General features: G+C 69.7%; 16 protein-coding genes. 12 read left to right on the top strand and 4 right to left on the bottom strand.

Translation table 11 applies throughout. The annotated features are described in order from the left end of the window. Window positions 1-101: 101 nt before the first annotated feature. Both AC07F3_RS33735 and AC07F3_RS33730 read right to left on the bottom strand, forming a co-directional pair. Window positions 102-653, bottom strand: a complete 552-nt coding sequence (locus tag AC07F3_RS33735) for a hypothetical protein (protein ID WP_479118361.1) — start codon at window positions 651-653, stop codon at window positions 102-104. A gap of 87 nt (window positions 654-740) precedes the next feature. After that, the gene (locus tag AC07F3_RS33730) at window positions 741-2,315 is read right to left on the bottom strand and encodes a Na+/H+ antiporter (RefSeq protein WP_479118360.1); all 1,575 of its coding nucleotides are present in this window, start codon (window positions 2,313-2,315) and stop codon (window positions 741-743) included. Window positions 2,316-2,558: 243 nt separating this feature from the next. Between AC07F3_RS33730 and kdpF (AC07F3_RS33725) the strand changes: the two genes are divergently transcribed. From kdpF (AC07F3_RS33725) to AC07F3_RS33705, 5 genes are all read left to right on the top strand, one after another. Beyond that, window positions 2,559-2,648, top strand: coding sequence for a K(+)-transporting ATPase subunit F (gene kdpF / locus AC07F3_RS33725; protein WP_189960045.1), 90 nt, complete (start codon window positions 2,559-2,561; stop codon window positions 2,646-2,648). A gap of 204 nt (window positions 2,649-2,852) precedes the next feature. Continuing rightward, complete coding sequence (locus AC07F3_RS33720) at window positions 2,853-5,390, top strand: ATP-binding protein (RefSeq protein ID WP_479118359.1); 2,538 nt, start codon at window positions 2,853-2,855, stop codon at window positions 5,388-5,390. 63 nt (window positions 5,391-5,453) lie between these two features. Further along, on the top strand, window positions 5,454-6,293 hold the full coding sequence (locus AC07F3_RS33715) for a DUF4118 domain-containing protein (RefSeq protein ID WP_479118357.1): 840 nt from the start codon (window positions 5,454-5,456) through the stop codon (window positions 6,291-6,293). Between the two features lie 188 nt (window positions 6,294-6,481). Further along, window positions 6,482-8,056 (top strand): hypothetical protein, encoded by a 1,575-nt coding sequence (locus tag AC07F3_RS33710; RefSeq protein ID WP_479118356.1) that lies wholly within the window; start codon window positions 6,482-6,484, stop codon window positions 8,054-8,056. Between the two features lie 43 nt (window positions 8,057-8,099). Beyond that, window positions 8,100-8,363, top strand: coding sequence for a hypothetical protein (locus AC07F3_RS33705; RefSeq protein ID WP_479118354.1), 264 nt, complete (start codon window positions 8,100-8,102; stop codon window positions 8,361-8,363). 6 nt (window positions 8,364-8,369) lie between these two features. Here AC07F3_RS33705 and kdpB (AC07F3_RS33700) read toward each other — a convergent pair whose 3' ends face one another. Beyond that, window positions 8,370-10,550, bottom strand: a complete 2,181-nt coding sequence (gene kdpB / locus AC07F3_RS33700) for a potassium-transporting ATPase subunit KdpB (RefSeq protein WP_479118353.1) — start codon at window positions 10,548-10,550, stop codon at window positions 8,370-8,372. Window positions 10,551-11,122: 572 nt separating this feature from the next. Between kdpB (AC07F3_RS33700) and kdpF (AC07F3_RS33695) the strand changes: the two genes are divergently transcribed. From kdpF (AC07F3_RS33695) to AC07F3_RS33670, 6 genes are all read left to right on the top strand, one after another. Beyond that, entirely contained in the window at window positions 11,123-11,212 is a 90-nt protein-coding gene (kdpF, locus tag AC07F3_RS33695) for a K(+)-transporting ATPase subunit F (RefSeq protein ID WP_063801986.1), read from the top strand. Between the two features lie 8 nt (window positions 11,213-11,220). Next, on the top strand, window positions 11,221-12,885 hold the full coding sequence (gene kdpA / locus AC07F3_RS33690) for a potassium-transporting ATPase subunit KdpA (RefSeq protein ID WP_479118352.1): 1,665 nt from the start codon (window positions 11,221-11,223) through the stop codon (window positions 12,883-12,885). Beyond that, on the top strand, window positions 12,882-15,005 hold the full coding sequence (kdpB, locus tag AC07F3_RS33685; protein ID WP_479118351.1) for a potassium-transporting ATPase subunit KdpB: 2,124 nt from the start codon (window positions 12,882-12,884) through the stop codon (window positions 15,003-15,005). Before kdpA ends, kdpB (AC07F3_RS33685) begins: the two co-directional genes overlap by 4 nt. Before the next feature lie 24 nt (window positions 15,006-15,029). Beyond that, window positions 15,030-15,704, top strand: coding sequence for a potassium-transporting ATPase subunit C (locus AC07F3_RS33680; RefSeq protein WP_479118349.1), 675 nt, complete (start codon window positions 15,030-15,032; stop codon window positions 15,702-15,704). 139 nt (window positions 15,705-15,843) lie between these two features. Then, the gene (locus AC07F3_RS33675; protein WP_479118520.1) at window positions 15,844-16,530 is read left to right on the top strand and encodes a response regulator; all 687 of its coding nucleotides are present in this window, start codon (window positions 15,844-15,846) and stop codon (window positions 16,528-16,530) included. 61 nt (window positions 16,531-16,591) lie between these two features. After that, window positions 16,592-19,135, top strand: a complete 2,544-nt coding sequence (locus tag AC07F3_RS33670) for a DUF4118 domain-containing protein (RefSeq protein WP_479118347.1) — start codon at window positions 16,592-16,594, stop codon at window positions 19,133-19,135. A 131-nt stretch (window positions 19,136-19,266) separates the two neighbouring features. Here the strand turns inward: AC07F3_RS33670 and AC07F3_RS33665 are convergent, their stop codons facing one another. Then, entirely contained in the window at window positions 19,267-19,479 is a 213-nt protein-coding gene (locus AC07F3_RS33665) for a hypothetical protein (protein ID WP_479118346.1), read from the bottom strand. A gap of 301 nt (window positions 19,480-19,780) precedes the next feature. On the opposite strand from AC07F3_RS33665, the gene AC07F3_RS33660 reads away from it, so the two are divergent. Next, window positions 19,781-20,869: a hypothetical protein gene (locus tag AC07F3_RS33660; RefSeq protein WP_479118345.1), complete on the top strand. Its 1,089-nt coding sequence runs from the start codon at window positions 19,781-19,783 to the stop codon at window positions 20,867-20,869.

The raw sequence follows: 20,869 nt of genomic DNA, 5'->3' as shown, positions 1-20,869 counted from the left end.
GTCACGTTGAACACGTCGCGAGCGTAGGAAAGGGGGAGGACGGATGCCCGTTAAGGAGCCGTCAAGGTTCGCGCAATTCATACCGAAGCAGGAGGAAATGACTACTCCAGGCCGGAGATCTTGAACACAGTGCGGGCTGCTTCGCGGTCCACCCGGGCCGCGATCTGCAGCAGCGCGGTTTCGCCGCAGCGCAGCGTGCCTCGGGTGACGCTGATGCGGGCGTCGGCATCGAGGACGTGCCAGAGCGCAGGGTTGGCGATCAGGATGCGGGGGTCGAGCTCGGTCCGGTTGCCGTCCGCATCCCGCAGGACCAGGCGCTGGGCGACCCCGTTGGACCAGCGCACCGAGACCAGCCGGTCGGTGCGCACCCGGGCCTCGCGCCTGAGGCCGCGCGTGGTCAGCAGGCCCCGTGCGGCCGATACCCGGGTGGGCCACAGCACTGCGAGCAGCAGGGCGCCGAGGAACAGCCACAGGACCGCGCGCAGATCGGTGAGCGTCCCTGCGACCTCGTCGACGCCCGCGAGGAGAACGAACAGGAGCGCCCCGTACCCCGCTGCCGAACGGGCCTCGCCCGCCCAGGTGATGTCGTACGCGACCGGCTCGGGCAGCATGGCCCGGCCTCCCGCCCTGTCGCGGGTCGTCCGTCGTCCCATACCGGGACCGTAAGCGGGCCCGTCGCGATTGTCGTGGCACCGACACCAGTCTTGATGCGGGCCTTACGGCTTTCTGACGCCCAGGCCTCATGTGTCCGCCAGCCGGGCCTCCTCCAGGTCGAGGGAGCGCTGGAGGCGGCGGCGGGTGGTGTCGCTGATGTGGTGGTCGTCGTACAGGCGCTGGAGTTCGGCGGCCTCTTCGAGGATGAGGTCGCGGCGCAGCTGGCGGTAGATGTGGTCGGCCGACGCGCCCTGCCCGTTGCCACCGCTGGTCTCGTCGAGGCGTTCGCGGGCGTGTTCCTGGCGGGCCTGCAGGGCGCGGCGGAGGCGGTCGGCGACGACCTCGGGGACGGCCTCCAGTTCGGATATCTCCTCCAGGCGGCGCATTCCGGCGTCGGCGAGGCTGAGCCGGGCGTGGGCCTCCTCACGTTCGGTGTGGTCGGGTTCGAGGGCGATGCCGGAGCGGCGTACGACGGTGGAGAGGGAGAAGCCCTGGACGACGAGAGTCACCACCACCACGGAGGTGGTGAGGACGAGAACGAGCGGGCGGCCGGGCAGCGTGGCTCCGCCCGCCGTGGCGACCGGGATGGACAGGGCGGCGGCCAGTGGCATGACGCCCCGGGTGCCGGCCCAGGACAGGACCACCGGGACCCGCCAGTTGGCGCGGCGCTGGCCGGCCTTGCGCTGGAGCACGGCAGAGAGCGGGAAGACCCACAGCATGCGGACGGCGATCAGGGTCGCGGCAAGGGCGAGTGCGTACAGCGGCCACAGCCGGTCCGCGGTGCCGAGTTCGCGTATCAGGCCGGGCAGGGAGAGCCCGATCAGGCTGAAGACGACGCTTTCCAGGAGGAAGACCACCGTGCCGTACACGGCGTGGAGCTGGAGGCGTATCCGGGCGCTGGTCAGTCGGTCCGAACGGCCGCCGAGGATCACGCCCGCGACGACGACCGACGTCACCCCCGAGGTGTGGGCGGCCTCGGCGAGTACGTAGGCGGCGTACGGGGTGACGAGCGCGACGACCGTCTCCAGGACCGGCTCCTCGGTTCTGCGCCGGATCAGCACCACGACACCGGCGACCGCCCCTCCGATCAGCGTGCCCCCGCCCGCGAGCAGTGCGAACTCGCCGCCCGCACCCGCCCAGGAGACGGTGGAGGCGGCGACCGCGACACCCACAGCCACCTTGAACAGGACCAGAGAGGTGGCGTCGTTGAACAGACTCTCCGCCTGCACCAGGACTTGCACCTTGGGCGGCAGGGCGAGGCGTCGGCCGAGCGCGGTGACCGCCACCGGGTCGGTGCTGGCCAGGACCGCGCCGAGAACCAGCGCCATCTGCCAGGGCAGCGGGGTGAGCGCGGAGGCGACGAAGCCGACGATCGCGGCCGATGCGAGCACGAGCCCGATCGCGAGCACACCCACCGGCTTCCACACGACCCGCAGTTCGCGCCAGGAGACCTCCTCGGCACTGGCGTACAGCAGCGGCGGCAGCACGACCAGGCCGATGATCTCGGGGGTGACCCGGATCGGCGGGGCGCCCGGCAGCAGCGCCACCGCCAGGCCCGCGACGACCAGCAGGGACGGCGCGGGGATGCGCCACCTGCGGGCCCCGGTGGCCACCAGGGTGGCGAGTACCACCAGGAACAAGACCGTACCTACGCCGCGCATGCCGCCCCCAGGTTTCCGGACCCGATAGTCGGGCCCACCTGGCCCGTTACGCCGACCAGACTTCCCGGCACACCGCCTTCACCCTATCGACTGCGGCAGTCGTCAAGGCCGCGTCAACGAAGCACCCTGCGACGACAGGGAGGTGTCAAGAGGCGCACCCGGGAGGGGCGGGAGGAGTTCGCTTGACGCGTCGCACGAGCCGCCCTTCGCCGTGGTCCACTTCGATCAGGGAGCTGAACGTCTGTGAGCGTCGAGAACATCGTCGGACTGAGCATCGGCGTGTGCCTGCTCGGTTACCTGATCTTCGCGCTGATCTTCCCGGACCGGTTCTGATGGGTCCGGTCGCACTGCTGCGGGGCACTTTCGGTGAAGGGTGACCGAGGACGTAGGAGTTGGGTCAGGAACGCATCAATCTCCTTGTAAGCGGCGCCTTTTCGCGGCGGCTCCCCACGATGATCGGGAACACACATCGCGCCCCGACCGCCCAGCTCGCCCTGGGCGGTCGGGGCGCGCGTATGGAGTGAGGAGGCAGGTGCTGTGGTGGTGGAGCCGGACGTCCCGCCCGGAGGTCGGGGACCCGGGAAGCGGGGTCGGCTGAAGGTCTTTCTCGGAGCCGCCCCCGGGGTCGGCAAGACCTACCGGATGCTGGACGAGGCCCGGCGGCGGGCGGAGCGCGGTACCGATGTGGTGGTGGCGTTCGCCGAGTGCCACAAGCGGCGTCACACCCTGGGAAAGCTGGACGGCCTGGAGGCCGTGCCCAGGATCCAGCGCGCCTACCGCGGCGGCCGGTTCGAGGAGATGGACCTCGATGCGGTGCTCGCCCGGCGGCCGCAGGTGGCCCTCGTCGACGAGCTGGCGCACTCCAATGTGCCCGGCGGGCGCCATGACAAGCGGTGGCAGGACATCGAGGAACTCCTGGCCGCCGGGATCGACGTCGTCACCGCCGTGAACATCCAGCACCTGGAATCCCTCAACGACGTCATCGAGAAGATCACCAAGGTGCCGCAGCAGGAGACCGTCCCCGACGAGGTGGTGCGCCGCGCCCACCAGATCGAGCTCGTGGACATGCCAGCCGAGGCGCTGCGCCGTCGCATGGCGCACGGCAACATCTACGCCCCGGAGAAGGTGGACGCGGCGCTCGCCAACTACTTCCGGGTCGGAAACCTGACGGCATTGCGGGAGTTGGCCCTGCGGTGGGTTGCCGACCAGGTCGACGAGGCGCTGCAGAAGTACCGCAGTGAGCACGGCATCGGCGGGGTGTGGGAGACCCGGGAGCGGGTGGTGGTCGCCCTGACCGGCGGGCCCGAAGGGGAGACGATCATCCGGCGGGCCGCCCGGATCGCCGACCGGACGGCCGGGGGTGATCTTCTGGCCGTGCACATCGCGCGCAGCGACGGCCTTGCGGCCGGGGCCTCCTCGGCGGCGCTGGCCCGGCAGCGGGCGCTGGCCGAAAGCCTGGGCGGCAGCTACCACTCGGTGGTCGGCGACGACATTCCCACCGCTCTCCTGGAGTTCGCCCGTGCCGAGAACGCCACGCAGCTGGTGCTCGGCACCAGCAGCCGGGGCCGTCTCGAACGGTTCGTGACGGGGCGGGGCATAGGGGAGACGGTCGTCGCACTCTCCGGGGACATCGACGTCCACATGGTCACCCACGAACGGGCGGGCAGCGGGCGGCTGTTGCCGTCCCGCCGGCGCACCCTGTCGACGCCCCGGCTCGTCGCGGGCCCGGTGTCCGGCCTCGTGCTGCCCGTCGTGCTGACCCTGGTGCTCGACCAACTCCGGGACAGCCTCAACGTCACCAGCGAGGCCCTGCTGTTCCTGCTCGTGGTGGTCGGCGTGGCCTGCCTCGGGGGAGTCGTGTCCGCGGTCGTCGCCTCGGTGACGGCCTCGCTGCTCCTGAATTATTGGTTCATCCCGCCGATCGGTGCGTTCACGACCACCCTTGACAGCGTGCTCGCCACGGTGGTGTTCGCGGTCGTCGCGGGCATCGTGGCGGCCGTGGTGGACCGCTCGCTGAGGCTCTCGCGCCGCTCGGCACGGGCCACCGCGGAGGCCGAGACCCTGTCGTCGCTCGCCGGCTCCATCGTCCGCGGTCAGCGGGCAGTACCGGCGCTGCTGGAACGCACCCGGGAGACCTTCGGGATGGAATCGGCCGAACTCGCCGAGGCACCCGTGCCGGACGACGGCGCCGTCGTCCAGGTCCCCGTCGGCGAGCAGGCACACCTGGTGCTGCGCGGCCGCCCCCTGCCGTCCTCCGAACGCAAGGTCCTGACCGCCTTCGCCGCGCACGTCGCCGTCGCGGTCGAGCGGGCCCGGCTCGCCGAGGCGGCCGCCGAGGTCGAACCCGTCAAGGCCGCCGACCGCATGCGTACCGCGCTGCTCGCCGCCGTCAGCCACGACCTGCGCACCCCGCTCGCCGCGGGCTGGGCCGCCATCACCTCGCTGCGCAGCCGGGATGTCGACTTCAGCGACGAAGACCGCGACGAACTCCTGGCCACCGCCGACGAGTCGATGGCCCGGCTCGGCCGCCTCATCGACAACCTCCTCGACATGAGCCGCCTCCAGGCCGGCGCCCTCCCCCTGAGCCTGCGCGCCACGGCCCTGGAGGAGGTGCTGCCCACGGCTCTGGAATCCCTGCCGCCCGGAGCGCCCCGCGTGGACGTCCAGTGCCCGCCCGGGATCCCGCCTCTGCTGGCCGATCCGCCCCTGCTGGAACGCGTGGTCGCCAACCTCCTCAGCAACGCCGCCCGTCACACCCCGCCCGGCGAGAGCGTCCTGCTCACCGCGAGCACCCTCGCCGAGCGCGTCGAGATACGTGTCATCGACCGCGGCCCCGGGCTGCCCGCCGAGGACCGCGAGCGCGCCTTCGTGCCGTTCCAGCGCCTCGGCGACACCGACAACACCACCGGGGTCGGCCTGGGCCTGGCCCTGTCCCGCGGCCTCACCGAGGCGATGTCCGGCACCCTCACCCCCGAGGACACCCCCGGCGGCGGACTGACCATGGCGCTGTCACTGCCCGCCGCCGACCAGCGGATGTCCGGCGAGGCCGGCGCCGGGGGAGCGGCGGGCGCGTAGGGGCGTAAGGAGTCCGTCAGGACAATCGCTGCCAGTGCTCCGTCTTCCCGCTGCGGGAGCATCGTGGAAGGCGGAGCACTGGAGGTGGCCATGTCCGGCTTCACGCTGCCAGGGGCCCTGGGGCGGTACGCCCGGCCCGTACGGATCTCCCGCCCGACGCGCGACCAGCTCGCCCTTGCCCTGGCCGTCGCCGGTCCGCTCGCCGTCGCCGCGGCCCTCACGCCCTTGCGTACGCATGTGGCGAGCACCAACCTCGCACTGATCCTCGTGGTGGTCGTGGTGGCCGTGTCCGCCAACGGGCACCGGGGCGCGGGCGCGCTGGCCGCGCTCTCCTCGGCCCTCTGGTTCGACTTCTTCCTCACCCGCCCCTACGAGCGGTTCACCATCTCCAGCGGCGACGAGATCACCACCGCCGTCCTGCTGCTCGGGGTCGGACTCGCGGTCTCGCAGCTCGCCGCGTGGGCCCGGCGCCTGAAGGTCGTCACCGTCACCGATGCGGGCCATCTCGCCCGCATCCACGAAACCGCCCGGCTCGCGCAGAACGCCGCGTCCGCGGACGCCGTCGTCACCCACGTCCGCGACCAGCTCATCGACCTGCTGGCCCTGGACGGCTGCCGCTTCGAATACGGAACGCTTCTCGGCCACCCGCCCGGCCTCGAAGAGGACGGCAGGGTCACCACGGCGCGCGGTGCCCGGTGGGACGTGGAGCGCCACGGCTGGCCGCGGGGGCAGGAGATCGAGCTGCGTGCCGTCGGCAAGGGGCACTACTACGGCCGGTTCATGCTCAGGCCGCGGCCCGGCGACGTCGTTCCCCTGCAGGCCCGGCTGGTGGCGGTGACCCTCGCCGGGCAGGCCGGGGCGGCGCTGGCGGAGGCGGGGGAAGGCGCGGTCCGCGAGGACTGAACACCGGGCCGGCACAACGGGGGACCGACCGGACACGACCGACGGCTTCCGGCCGTCAAGTAGGCGTTAAGCCAAGGCTCTTGGGCATCAAGGACCCGTCAACGCCAGGATCACTCGAACTTCTGCCCCACATGATGGTCAGCGCACGGGAACGTACGAGCGGCCCGTGGCGCGAGGTTGGAGGGCGAGTGACGGTCGCCGCCGGTGCCGGGCAGCGTCAGGGCGCGGGGGCCCCGGCGACTGCTGAACCAGACCCCGCGCCGGACGTTCGTCGCGGGGGAACTCCCGAGCAGCGGTCCGTAGGGGGTCCGCGCAGCGGACAGCCGGGGCGACGGCCTCCCATCGCCGTCGCCCGGCTCGTCCATCTCTTCCGGTACGCCGTCGGCCGCTACTGGACGGGCCGGCTGCGGCTCGCCCGCGCGGTGTGCCTCCTGCTCGGCGCGGGACTCGTCGTCCTGATCGCCGTGGCGGCCACCGGGCTCTCCACCACGTGGGACGCGATCGAGCACCGCGCCGCACCCCGCACGGTCGCGGCGACACAACTCAACCTGGCACTCAACGACATGGACGCCCAGGCCGCCAACATCCTTCTCTCCAGCGGGAATTCGGGCACGGGGCGCCTGGACGAGTCGTACAGCAAGGCGAGCGGCTTCTACCGGGATGCCCAGCAGACCATCAGCGGCTCCCTGCGCACCCTCGGCGCCGCCTCCGAGTGCGACAAGGCGACCGAGGACACGGTGGTCACCCTCACCGACGACTTCGCGCACTACCAGGAGCTGATCGGCCGGTCCCTGGAGAACGACGGGCACCCCGGCGGCAAGGACGCCGCCCGCGCCGACTACCGGCTGGCCACCGACCTCCTGACGCAGCGCCTGCTGCCGCAGGCCCGAAGGCTCGTGGACGCCAACAACGCCGTGTATGAGGGCGAGTACGAGGCCACGCGCTCGGACCTGTCCGTCCAGCTCGTCACCGAGGCCGTCCTTGGGGTGCTGCTGCTCATCGTCCTGGCGGTGCTCCAGGTCCGCATCGCCCGCAGCTTCCGGCGCGTCTTCAACCCCGCACTCCTCGCGGCCACGCTGTGCGCGGTCGTCGCGGTGGTGTGCGGCAGCCGGCTCCTGACGGTCTCCGAGGAGCAGCTGAAGATCGCGCGCCACGACTCCTTCGACTCGGTGGTCGCCCTCTCCCGCTCCAAGGCGATCGGCTACGACGCCAACGCGGACGAGAGCCGCTTCCTGCTGGACGCCGCACGCAGGGACACATACGAGAAGTCGTTCTTCGACAAGTCGCAGCAGCTGTACGGGCTCGACGGCGCGAGCCCTGCCACGTACGACGCGAAACTGGCCGGGACCTGGTCGGCGTATCGACGCGACCACAGCGACAAGCGGTTCACCGGCGAGTACCGGCGCGAGCTGGACAACATCACCTTCGCTGGGGAGCGCGAGGCGGCGGAGAAGACGGTCGAGGCGTACGCCGTCTATCAGAAGGACGACCGGACCCTGCGCCGGCTCGTCGCCGAGGGAAAGCTCCAGGAGGCCACGGTCTTCTGCATCGGCTGGTCCTCCGACACCTCCAACGCCCACTTCGGCGACTGGATGAAGGCCCTGGACCAGGTGACCGGGATCAACGCCGCCCACCACGAAACGGCGATCGCCACCGGCCGGAACGCAATCAACACCCAGGCGTCCACGGCCGCCGGGGCCCTGATCCTGGCGGCCGGGCTCCTCGTTCTCGGGCTGCGGCCGCGGCTGGCCGAGTTCCGCTGACGGGGCGTCCACCGCGGGGAAGGAGGGACGGTGGAGCCGGCACGTGCGCCCGTGCGCGGTCACCGCGGCAGGCGGATTCGCGATGCTCGCCGGAGCGGCCATGGCCGCGGCCACCACACCAAGGTGGGGCCGCGGTTCGACCTGGCGGAGCGGCCGCGCGGCATCGTCGTACACACCCGGGACGGGGAGCGGCTGGCAGGCGATGCGGGAGCCGAACGGCATACCCAACCGGACGGCCTTCCTGGCCGTGCTCGAACACTTCGGCATCGACGTCCGCGAGACACGGACGCAGCCCGGACCCCGCTGATACCGGTCAGCCGAGACCCGGGATCATCGACACGATGACGTCGATGAGCTTGATGCCGACGAAGGGCAGCACGAGCCCGCCGAGACCGTAGATTCCCAGGTTGCGGCGGAGCAGGTCGTGGGCGGAGGCGGGGGTGTAGCGGACGCCGCGCAGGGCCAGCGGGATGAGCGCCACGATGATCAGGGCGTTGAAGATGATCGCCGAGGTGATGGCGGACGTCGGGCTGTGCAGGCCCATGATGTTCAGCGCTTCGAGGCCCGGATAGGCGGAGGTGAACATCGCCGGGATGATCGCGAAGTATTTCGCGACGTCGTTGGTGATGGAGAAGGTGGTCAACGCCCCACGGGTGATGAGGAGCTGCTTGCCGATCTCGACGATCTCGATGAGCTTGGTCGGGTTGGAGTCCAGGTCCACCATGTTCCCGGCCTCCTTCGCGGCCGAGGTCCCCGTGTTCATCGCAACGCCCACGTCGGCCTGCGCGAGCGCCGGGGCGTCGTTCGTTCCGTCGCCCGTCATCGCGACCAGTCTGCCGCCCTCCTGCTCCTTCTTGATCAGGGCGAGCTTGTCCTCGGGGGTGGCCTCGGCCAGGAAGTCGTCCACCCCGGCCTCCCGTGCGATGGCACGGGCGGTGAGCGGGTTGTCACCGGTGATCATGACCGTACGGATGCCCATGCGGCGCAGTTCCGAGAAGCGTTCCGCGATGCCGTCCTTGACGACGTCCTTGAGGTGGATCACGCCGAGGACGCGGGGCCCGTTCCAGTCGTGCACACCGACGAGCAGCGGGGTGCCGCCGGATGCCGAGATCGCCTCGGTGAACTGGAGTGCCTCGGGCGGCACTTGGCCGCCGTACATCATGACCCACTCGATGACCTGGGCGGTCGCGCCCTTGCGGATGTGGGAGACGGCGCCGTTCTCCCAGCGCAGGTCCACCCCGCTCATCCGGGTCTGGGCGCTGAACTCCACGAACCGGGACCCCGCCAGGTCACCCTCGGCGGGCTCGCGCAGCCCGTACTGGTTCTTGGCGAGGACGACGACGGAGCGGCCCTCGGGCGTCTCGTCGGCGAGCGAGGCGAGCTGCGCGGCGTCGGCGAGGTGGTGATCGCGGACCCCGGGCATGGGGATGAAGGCGGCGGCCTCACGGTTGCCGAGGGTGATGGTGCCGGTCTTGTCGAGCAGCAGGGTGTTCACGTCGCCGGCCGCCTCCACCGCCCGTCCCGACATGGCCAGGACGTTGCGCTGCACGAGGCGGTCCATACCCGCGATGCCGATCGCGGAGAGCAGAGCGCCGATGGTGGTCGGGATCAGGGTCACCAGGAGCGCCACGAGGACGGTGGTGGACTGGGCGGCGCTCGCGTACTCGGCCATGGGCTGGAGGGTGACGACGACCAGGACGAAGATGATGGTGAGCGCGGCGAGCAGGATGTTGAGCGCGATCTCGTTCGGCGTCTTCTGCCGGGATGCGCCCTCGACCAGCGCGATCATCCGGTCGAGGAAGGAGTGCCCGGGGCGTGAGGTGACGCGGACGACGATCCGGTCGGACAGGACGGTGGTGCCGCCGGTGACGCCGGAGCGATCGCCGCCGGACTCCCGGATGACCGGCGCGGACTCGCCGGTCACCGCCGACTCGTCGACCGCTGCGACCCCGTCCACCACGTCGCCGTCCGCCGGGATCAGCTCGCTCGCCTCGACGAGTACGAAGTCGAAGGGCTTGAGGTCGGTGGCGGCGACCGCCTCCGTCCGCGCGCTGCGCAGATCGGTGCCGACCCGCCAGTTGTCACGCAGGCGCAGCGCCACCGTGTCCGTGCGGGCCTTCCTCAGGGACTCGGCCTGGGCCTTGCCCCGGCCCTCGGCGACGGCCTCCGCGAGATTGGCGAAGATCACCGTCAGCCAGAGCCAGACGCTGATGACCCAGGTGAAGACCGACGGGTTCAGGAGGGCGGAGAGCGTGGTGAGCACCGCCCCGACCGAGACCACGAAGAGGACCGGGGTCCGCACCAGCGCCCGCGGATGCAGCTTGCGCAGCGCGTCGGGAAACGACGTGACCAGTTGCATGGGCTCGAAGAGCCCGCTGGGGCGGCGGGCATCGCGGTGCGAGGGACGGTCCGGCCCCGGAATCCGGGGATTGCGGGGCGGCGGACCACTGGGAGCGGGGACGGTCTGGGCCTGCTGGGGGGCGGCGGGAGACATCAGGGGTGACCTTCTGGTGGGGACGCGATACGGCGAGACGTCGCCGCAGGTCACCGCTCATGCCGGGACGGTGGAAGGGCATGGCCCGAGTGCGGGCCGGCCATGGCTGTCCGCGACTGTCAGTGAGCGGCAGCACACGAATCTAGGCGACGAAGAAGCCGCACTCCGCCCGTTGAGCGGAGTTTTACGCCCCTCTGACGGCGCCTGCCGCCCCGGGTGTCAGTGTCCTGTCAGGATCCCGTCCCCGGGGTTTGGCCGACCTTCGCGCATCCGGCCGGAAAGCATGGTGATCCGCTCTGGAAATTGCCTCGTTTGACCTAGAAGGCTGCTAGATATCCCCAGGTCGGCGGGTTGCCGTCCGTGCAGGCGTAAGAGTCCCGTCAAAGGGGCGCCAATGGCCGTAAGAGGCCCGTCAACGGAGCGCGCAAACACTGTCGGAGACGGTTTCCTCAGGGCGTCCGTTCTTTTTCGAACCTCTTTCAGGAGTTCACGATGGCCGACGTGGCCTTCGTCGTCACCACGATCGCGGTCTTCGCGCTGGTGGCGCTCATCGCCAGGGGGGTGGCAAAGCTGTGACTGCCGAGAACATCGTCGGCCTGATCGTGGCCGTCGCCCTGCTGGGTTACCTCGTCCTCGCCCTTGTGTACCCGGAGAGGTTCTGAGCCCCGACATGTCACCTGTGCTCTCCGGTGTGCTCCAGTTCCTCGCGCTCTGCGCGGCGCTGGTCCTGGCATACCGTCCCCTCGGCGACTACATGGCCCGCGTCTACTCCTCCGACAAGCACCTGCGTGTCGAGAAGTGGATCTACAAGGCCATCGGCGCCAACCCGTCCACCGAGATGCGCTGGCCCGCCTATCTGCGCGGCGTCCTCGCCTTCTCCGCGGTCGGCGTGCTGTTCCTCTACCTCATCCAGCGCCTCCAGGGCTCGCTGCCGGGCTCGCTGGGCTTCGTGTCGATCGACCCGTTCCAGGCGTTCAACACGGCGGCGTCGTTCGTGTCGAACACGAACTGGCAGTCGTACTCGGGCGAGCAGGCCATGGGCCACGTCGTGCAGACCGGTGGTCTGGCGGTGCAGAACTTCGTGTCGGCCGCCGTGGGGATCGCGGTCGCCGTCGCTCTGGTGCGGGGCTTCGCCCGCTCCCGTACCGGTGAACTGGGCAACTTCTGGGCGGACCTGGTGCGCGGCACCGTACGGATCCTGATCCCGATCTCGGTGATCGGCGCGCTCGTCCTGGTGGCATGCGGCGCGATCCAGAACTTCGCCGGGATCCACGAGGTCGGCCAGTTCATGGGCGGCTCGCAGCAGTGGAACGGCGGCGCGGTCGCCTCGCAGGAGGCGATCAAGGAGCTGGGCACCAACGGCGGCGGTTACTTCAACGCCAACTCGGCCCACCCCTTCGAGAACCCCAACGGGCTGTCGAACCTGTTCGAGATCTTCCTGATCCTGGTCATCCCGCTCGCGCTGACCCGCACCTTCGGCCGCATGGTCGGCTCGGTCAAGCAGGGCTATGCGATCCTCGCCACGATGGTCACCATCTGGGTCGGGTTCACCGCGCTGATGATGTGGACCGAGTTTGCCCACCACGGCCCGGCGTTCGACGTCGCGGGCGGGGCGATGGAGGGCAAGGAGACCCGCTTCGGGATCAGCGGTTCGGCGATCTTCTCGGTGGCCACGACCCTGACGTCCACGGGAGCGGTCAACTCCTTCCACTCCTCCTTCACCGGCTTCGGCGGCGGCATCCAGCTGCTGGGCATGCAGCTCGGCGAGATCGCACCGGGCGGCACGGGTTCCGGCCTGTACGGCATGCTGATCATGGCGATCATCGCGGTGTTCATCGCGGGCCTGATGGTCGGCCGCACGCCCGAGTACCTGGGCAAGAAGATCGGCACTCGCGAGATCAAGTTCGCCGCGTGCTACATCCTGGTGACCCCGTCGCTGGTCCTGATCTTCACGGGGATCGCGATGGCGATGCCGTCGACGCTGGACTCAATGGCGAACTCGGGTGCGCACGGCTTCTCCGAGGTGCTGTACGCCTACACCTCGGGCGCGAACAACAACGGCTCCGCCTTCGCGGGCCTGAACGCGAATACTCCGTGGTTCAACACGAGTATCGGTCTGGCGATGCTGCTGGGCCGGTTCGTGCCGATGGTGTTCGTGCTGGCGCTGGCGGGTTCGCTGGCGGAGCAGGCGCCGGTCCCGGAGACCGCTGGCACCCTGCGCACCAACAAGCCGCTGTTCACGGGTCTGCTGGTCGGCACGATCCTGATCGTCACCGGCCTGACCTACTTCCCGGCGCTCGCGCTGGGTCCGCTGGCCGAGGGGCTGGCGTCATGACCACCAATCTGAAGCACGAGGACGAGATGTCCACTGCCACTGAGACCCGGGCCCCGCACAGCGACGTCCCGACGGGCCACAAGGACCAGGGCAAGGTCGGGGGCGGCATGTTCGACCCGAAGCAGCTCGTCAAGTCCTTCCCGGACGCCGTCAAAAAGCTCGACCCGCGCGTCATGGTCAAGTCTCCGGTCATGTTCGTGGTCGAGATCGGCTCGGTCCTGACAACCGTCCTGGCCATCAAGAACCCGGGCGACTGGTTCGGCTGGGCGATCGCCGCGTGGCTCTGGCTGACCACGATCTTCGCCAACCTCGCCGAGGCGGTCGCGGAAGGCCGGGGCAAGGCGCAGGCGGACACCCTGCGCAAGGCCAAGACCGACACCATCGCCCGCCGCCTGACCGGCAGCACCGAGGAGCAGGTGCCCGGCACCGACCTCAAGATCGGTGACCTGGTCGTCTGCGAGGCGGGCGACATCATCCCCGGCGACGGAGACGTCGTCGAGGGCGTCGCGTCGGTGGACGAGTCGGCGATCACGGGCGAGTCGGCCCCGGTGATCCGCGAGTCGGGCGGTGACCGCAGCGCGGTGACCGGTGGTACGAAGGTCCTCTCGGACCGGGTCGTCATCAAGATCACGACGAAGCCGGGCGAGACGTTCATCGACCGGATGATCAACCTGGTCGAGGGCGCCTCCCGGCAGAAGACCCCCAACGAGATCGCCCTCAACATCCTGCTCGCCTCGCTGACGATCGTCTTCCTCCTCGCGGTGGTGACGCTCCAGCCGTTCGCGATGTACGCGAAGGCCGAGCAGTCCATGATCGTGCTGGCCGCGCTCCTGGTCTGCCTGATCCCGACCACCATCGGTGCGCTGCTGTCCGCGATCGGCATCGCGGGGATGGACCGCCTCGTGCAGAGGAACGTCCTCGCGATGTCGGGCCGCGCGGTGGAAGCCGCGGGTGACGTCTCCACGCTGCTGCTCGACAAGACCGGCACCATCACCCTGGGCAACCGCCAGGCGTCCGAATTCGTGCCGGTCAAGGGCACGACCGAAGCAGAACTTGCCGACGCCGCCCAGCTGTCCTCGCTTGCCGACGAGACGCCCGAGGGGCGTTCCATCGTGGTCCTGGCCAAGGAGAAGTACGGCCTGCGCGAGCGCCACCAGGGCGAACTCGTCGGCGCCGAGTGGGTGGCCTTCACCGCCCAGACCCGCATGTCGGGTGTCGACGTGGACGGACGCAAGACCCGCAAGGGCGCGGCCGGTTCGGTCATCACCTGGGTCAAGGACCAGGGCGGCCAGGTCGCCGAGGACGCCGACGCGCTGGCGAACAAGATCTCTGAGGCCGGCGGCACGCCGTTGCTCGTCGCCGTCCAGGACGAGCGGGGCGCCCGCATCCTGGGCGTCATCCACCTCAAGGACGTCGTCAAGGAGGGCATGAGGGAGCGGTTCGACGAACTGCGCCGGATGGGCATCAAGACGGTCATGATCACGGGTGACAACCCGCTGACCGCGAAGGCCATCGCCGAGGAGGCGGGCGTCGACGACTTCCTCGCGGAGGCCACGCCCGAGGACAAGATGGCGCTGATCAAGCGGGAGCAGGCGGGCGGCAAGCTGGTCGCGATGACCGGTGACGGCACCAACGACGCCCCGGCCCTCGCCCAGGCCGACGTCGGCGTGGCGATGAACACGGGTACGTCGGCCGCGAAGGAGGCCGGCAACATGGTCGACCTCGACTCCAACCCGACCAAGCTGATCGAGATCGTCGAGATCGGCAAGCAACTCCTCATCACCCGGGGCGCGTTGACGACGTTCTCGATCGCCAACGACGTCGCGAAGTACTTCGCGATCATCCCGGCGATGTTCGCCGTGGTCTACCCGGGCCTCGACAAGCTCAACATCATGAGCCTGCACAGCCCCGAGTCGGCGATCCTGTCCGCGGTCATCTTCAACGCGCTGATCATCATCGCGCTCGTCCCGCTGGCCCTGAAGGGCGTGCAGTACAAGCCGACCAGCGCCGACAAGATGCTGCGCCGCAACCTGGGGATCTACGGCCTCGGCGGTCTGATCGCCCCGTTCGTCGGCATCAAGATCATCGACCTGCTCATCTCCCTCATCCCCGGGCTGTAATTTTCTGAAAGCGTGCTGATCGCCATGAACAACTCGGTATCCAACACAGGCCGTCTGTTGTGGGCGGGGCTGCGAGCACTGGTCGTCCTGACGATCGTCTGCGGCGTGATCTACCCGCTCGTCGTGACTGGCATTGCCCAGCTGGCCTTCAGTAGCAAGGCCAACGGCTCGGAGGTCAAGTCCGGCGGGAAGGTCGTCGGCTCCTCGCTCATCGGGCAGACCTACAACCTCCCGAAGAAGGACCCGAACAACGCGGAGGAGGCCGCGCAGCCGGACCTGAAGTGGTTCCAGCCGCGCCCCTCCAACGGGCTCGCCGCGAACAGCGTCAACACCCAGTACAACCTGCTGGTGTCGGGCGCGACCAACCTCTCCGGTGACAACGAGAAGCTGATCAAGCAGGTCAAGGACGCCAAGGACGCGGTCGTCAAGGACAACTCGACGCCCGGCCACCCGGTGGACCCGGCCGACGTGCCCGCCGACGCGGTCACCTCCTCCGGCTCCGGCCTCGACCCCCAGATCTCACCGGCGTACGCCAAACTCCAGGTGAACCGCGTCGCCGAGCGCAACCACCTCGACGTCAGGCAGGTCGAGAAGCTCGTCACCGACAACACCAGCGGCCGGATCCTCGGCTTCATGGGCGAACCCGGCGTCAACGTCCTCAAGCTGAACATCGCACTCAAGGAACTCACACAGAAGTGAGCCACTTACGACGGCGGACGGGAGCCCCGACCCCGGAGGACCTCCGGGCACTGGCTCCCGCCCCTCCGCACGACCGTGCTCATTCACTCATTCCGTGACTCCCACACGACTCGCAGCATGGAAGAAAGGCGGCACACCGATGACCCGGGTGCTGGTGGTCGAGGACGAACCACAGCTCGTACGGGCACTGGAGATCAACCTCCGGGCGCGCAAGTATGTCGTCGACGCCGCCGCGGATGGGACGACCGCCCTTGCCCTCGCCGCCGCGAACCCGCCGGACGCCGTGCTCCTCGACCTGGGACTGCCCGACATGGACGGCATCGAAGTGATGAAGCGGCTGCGCAGCTGGTCCCGGGCGCCCGTCCTGGTGGTCTCCGCGCGCAACACCTCCGACGAGAAGGTCGAGGCGCTGGACGCCGGCGCCGACGACTACATCACCAAGCCGTTCTCGATGGACGAGTTGCTCGCAAGGCTCCGTGCGGCCACCCGGCGCACCGAGTCCGAGGCCCGTGGGGAGGAGGAACTTGCCGTCGTCGCCACGAGCGGCTTCACGATCGACCTCCTTGCCAAGAAGGCCAGACGTGGTGGCACGGATCTGCGGTTCACCCCGACGGAGTGGCACCTGCTCGAAGTTCTGATCCGCAGTCGGGGCAAGCTGGTCAGTCAGCGTCAGTTGCTGCACGAAGTATGGGGGCCCAGCTACCGTACGCAGAGCAACTATCTCCGCGTCTACATGGCCCAGTTGAGGCGCAAGCTCGAAGCAGACCCGTCCCGCCCGAAGCATCTGATCACCGCTCCGGGGATGGGATACCGCTTCGAGGTCTGAGCCAGTACTCCGGAAGTCCTTCCCAGCCTCCAGCAGATTCACCACCACAGAGATCGGAATTATGGCGCGCGGCAAGCTCCGTATCTATCTCGGCGCGGCGCCGGGTGTCGGAAAGACGTATTCGATGCTGTCCGAGGCGCACCGGCGCGTGGAGCGCGGCACTGACTGCGTGGTCGCGTTCGTCGAGCACCACGGCAGGCCGCGTACCGAGGTGATGCTCCACGGCCTGGAACAGGTCGCGCGCCGTGAACTCGAATACCGGGGTGCGGTCTTCACTGAGATGGATCTGGACGCGGTCCTGGAGCGTCGCCCGTCGGTGGTTCTGGTGGACGAGCTGGCGCACACCAACATCCCGGGTTCCCGCAATGCCAAGCGCTGGCAGGACGTCGAGGAGCTCCTGGCGGCCGGGATCGGCGTCGTGACCACCGTCAACATCCAGCACCTGGAGTCCCTCGGGGACGTGGTGGAGTCGATAACCGGAGTGCGGCAGAAGGAGACCGTTCCGGACGAGGTCGTTCGTCGCGCCGACCAGATCGAGCTCGTCGACATGTCGCCGCAGGCGCTGCGCCGCCGCATGGCGCACGGCAACATCTACAAGCCGGAGAAGGTCGATGCGGCGCTCTCGAACTACTTCCGGCCGGGGAACCTGACGGCGCTGCGGGAGCTGGCGCTGCTGTGGGTCGCCGACCGCGTCGACGAGTACCTCACCGAGTACCGCAGCGAACACCGGGTCAACACGATCTGGGGCTCGCGTGAGCGCATCGTCGTCGGTCTGACCGGCGGTCCGGAAGGGCGGACCCTGATCCGCCGGGCCTCCCGGCTCGCCGAGAAGGGCGCGGGCGGCGAGGTACTGGCTGTCTATATCGCGCGCAGTGACGGTCTCACCGCCGCTTCGCCCAAGGAACTCGCTGTCCAGCGCACCCTGGTGGAGGACCTGGGCGGCACCTTCCACCACGTCGTGGGTGACGACGTGCCGACGGCTCTGCTCGAATTCTCGCGTGGCGTCAACGCCACCCAGATCGTCCTCGGCACCAGCCGGCGCAGGGGCTGGCAGTACGTCTTCGGCCCGGGCGTGGGCGCGACGGTCGCCCGCGACTCCGGGCCGGACCTCGACGTCCACATCGTCACCCACGAGGAGGCCGCGCGCGGCCGGGGCCTGCCGGTGGCGCGCGGGGCGCGACTCGGCCGGGGCCGGAGCCTGTGGGGCTGGTTCACGGGGGTGGTCGGACCGGTCCTGCTCACCCTGTTCCTGACGAACATCTCCGTGGACCTCGGGCTCGCCAACGAGATGCTGCTGTACCTGGCGCTGACGGTCGGCGCCGCGCTGCTCGGCGGACTGCTGCCCGCGCTCGCCTCTGCGGCGATCGGCTCCTTGCTCATCAACTGGTACTTCACTCCGCCGGTCCACGAGCTCACCATCTACGACCCGAAGAACATCGTCGCCATAGCGGTCTTCTTCCTGGTCGCGGCCTCGGTGGCGTCCGTCGTCGACCTGGCGGCCCGGCGCACGCAGCAGGCGGCGAGGCTGCGCGCCGAGTCCGAGATCCTCTCGTTCCTCGCGGGCAGCGTGCTGCGCGGCGAGACCAGCCTGGATGCCCTCCTGGAGCGGGTGCGGGAGACCTTTGCGATGGTGTCGGTTGCTCTGCTGGAGCGTGCGAGCGAGGTCGAGCCGTGGACCGTCACCGGAAGCGCGGGGCCGGGTGCGGTGACCCGGCCCGAGGATGCGGACGTCGACATGCCGGTCGGTGACCGCATGGCGCTCGCCCTGACCGGGCGCGTGCTGCCGGCCGAGGACCGGCGTGTGCTCGGCGCGTTCGCCGCCCAGGCCGCCGTGGTCCTGGACCGCCAGCGGCTCAAGGAGGAGGCCGACCAGGCACGGCTGTACGCCGAGGGCGACCGCATCCGCACCGCGTTGCTCGCCGCGGTCAGCCACGACCTGCGCACCCCGCTGGCCTCCATCAAGGCGTCCGTCACCTCACTGCGCGCCGATGATGTCGAATGGTCCGAGGCGGACGAGGCGGAGCTTCTCGAAGGGATCGAGGCGGGCACCGACCGCCTCGACCATCTGGTCGGCAACCTCCTCGACATGTCCCGCCTACAGACCGGCACCGTGACCCCGATCATCCGTGACACCGACCTCGACGAGGTCGTGCCCATGGCGCTTGGCGGGGTCCCCGAGGACAGCGTGATCCTCGACATCCCGGAGGACCTGCCGATGGTGTCCGTCGACGCGGGCCTTCTGGAGCGGGCCGTTGCCAACGTCGCGGAGAACGCGGTCAAATACAGCCCCGAGGGCGAACGCGTGCTGATCTCTGCCAGCGCCATCGCTGATCGGGTCGAGCTACGAGTCGCCGATCAGGGACCGGGGGTGCCGGACGAGGCGAAGGACCGCATCTTCGCCCCCTTCCAGCGCTACGGCGACGCCCCGCGCGGTGCCGGAGTGGGCCTCGGCCTGGCCGTCGCCCGGGGCTTCGTCGAAGCCGTGGGAGGCACCCTTGCCGCCGAGGACACGCCCGGCGGCGGCATGACCATGGTCATCACGCTCCGGCAGGCTTCGGACCACCTCCCGGTCAGCCCGGATCTGCCGGGCGCGGCGACTTCGTAACTCTGCGTTCCCTTACGTTGGTTCGGCTCGGCTCTTGCTCCGGCGGCGGGTTCGCGGTACGGGCGCCGCGAGCCCGCCCGGGCACGGGGTGCGGCGGCGTACTGGCCGCGCTTGCCCGGCCCGGCCTTCTTTCAGAAGGCGAGGGTCTTGCCGAGGTGTTCGAGAAGAGGACGGGGCGGGTTGCCCTCGGTGTCGGGCTCGGCCGTCCGCTCCCAGCGCTTGGCGAAGTACTCCCACGCCTTGTACGCGGCGAGGCCGAGGCCCACGGACGTCCAGGTCTGTTCCCAGGGGCCGGTCAGTGGGGGAGTGGCCCATCTCCTCGACGTGGGCCCGAAATACGGCAATCAAGGTTCTGCTAACGAGCCGGCGGGCGTCGGATTCCCGGCCGGGGCGGGCGTAGCGTCGATCTCACGCGCTCCTGTCGCCTCTCCGTGACGGCCGGGGCGCCCATGCATGTTTCGGGGCTCTGCTCGACCCGTCCCTGCCCGCGACCGCCGCTCACGCGAATCCGGTACCACGAGGGCCGCGAGGACGACACGGGCATGAGAGGGCGGCGACCGCAGTGAGGAAGGGGGAACGGTGAGTTCGGCGCGACCGGCAACGGTCACCGCGGCAGGCGGAATCGCGATGCTCGCTGGAGCGGCCATGGCCGTAGCCGGTGGCTCCGGTGCCGTGTGGACCGTACTGTGGATCTTTGACGCGGCCCCGGGGCACAACCGGTGGCTCGGGGGCTGGGTCCTGTTCGCCTGGTGCCTGCTCATGCTCGGCATGGGCACGGATCTGCTGTGGAGCGGCCGGGGAATCCTGCGGAGCCGGCCCGGTGCCCTGGGCAGAGCGGAGAACGTCCTCTTCCTCGTCAGCTCGGTCGCCGCTCTCGGAGTCGCCGGAACGCTGGGCCCGGCACTGTTCGACGATTCCCTCCCTGTCGCGGACTGGTCGCCCCCGCTGGCGGGTTGCGGGTCGGTCTTCGCTTTCGCGGGGACGGGAATCGTGCTGTGCTCGGCGAAAGCGACGCGGCACTATCTCGAGCCGCAGACCGAGGACTCTGTCATGGCACCTGTCGCGGCGGAGCTGGCGGCCGGAGCGTCGCTCGGCGCGCAGGTCGCGGTGCTCCGGATTCCGCACGAGACCATCCACGTCCACGAGCAGGGTGCCGTCCTCTTCTACGGGCACCGCGCACACTTCCTGCCGGGCAAGGGCAAGACGTTCGCCGTCCGCTGGCAGGACATCGAGAGGATCGACCACTCCTTCTCCAGGGTCCGCCACCAAGGCGCGGTCTACGAGTTCGGGTACCGGTACTGCCTCTGGCACCGGGGGACCCGGCACCGGATGACGGCCGGAGCAGCCGGGCCCGTGGAGACGGCCCTGACGCACTTCGTGCGCCTGGCGGAACCGAAGATCGCGGAGGCGCAGCTCCCCAGGATGCTGGAATGCATCAGCCAAGGTGGAACGGTCGACTTCAAGCTCGCCGGCATCACACCGGAGGGCCTGCTCCTCTACGAATGGCTGCTCTTCGTCAAACGCCGCACACTCATGACCTGGGCCGAGTTGGACCACATAGAGGCGGGGCCGCCGTTGGACCTAAAGGCGCGGCCGCGGGGCATCGTCGTGCACACGAGAAGCGGGGAGGAGAGGCGGGCGATGTGGGAGCCGAACGGCATCCCCAACCGGATGGCTTTCCTGGCCGTGCTGGAGCACTTCGGCGTCGACGTCCACCAGACACAGCCGCGGTGA

Source organism: Streptomyces sp. NPDC045846 (genome assembly GCF_056431605.1).
The sequence above is the reverse complement of the archived record's forward strand: the minus strand, read 5'-3'. Positions and strand labels throughout refer to the sequence as shown.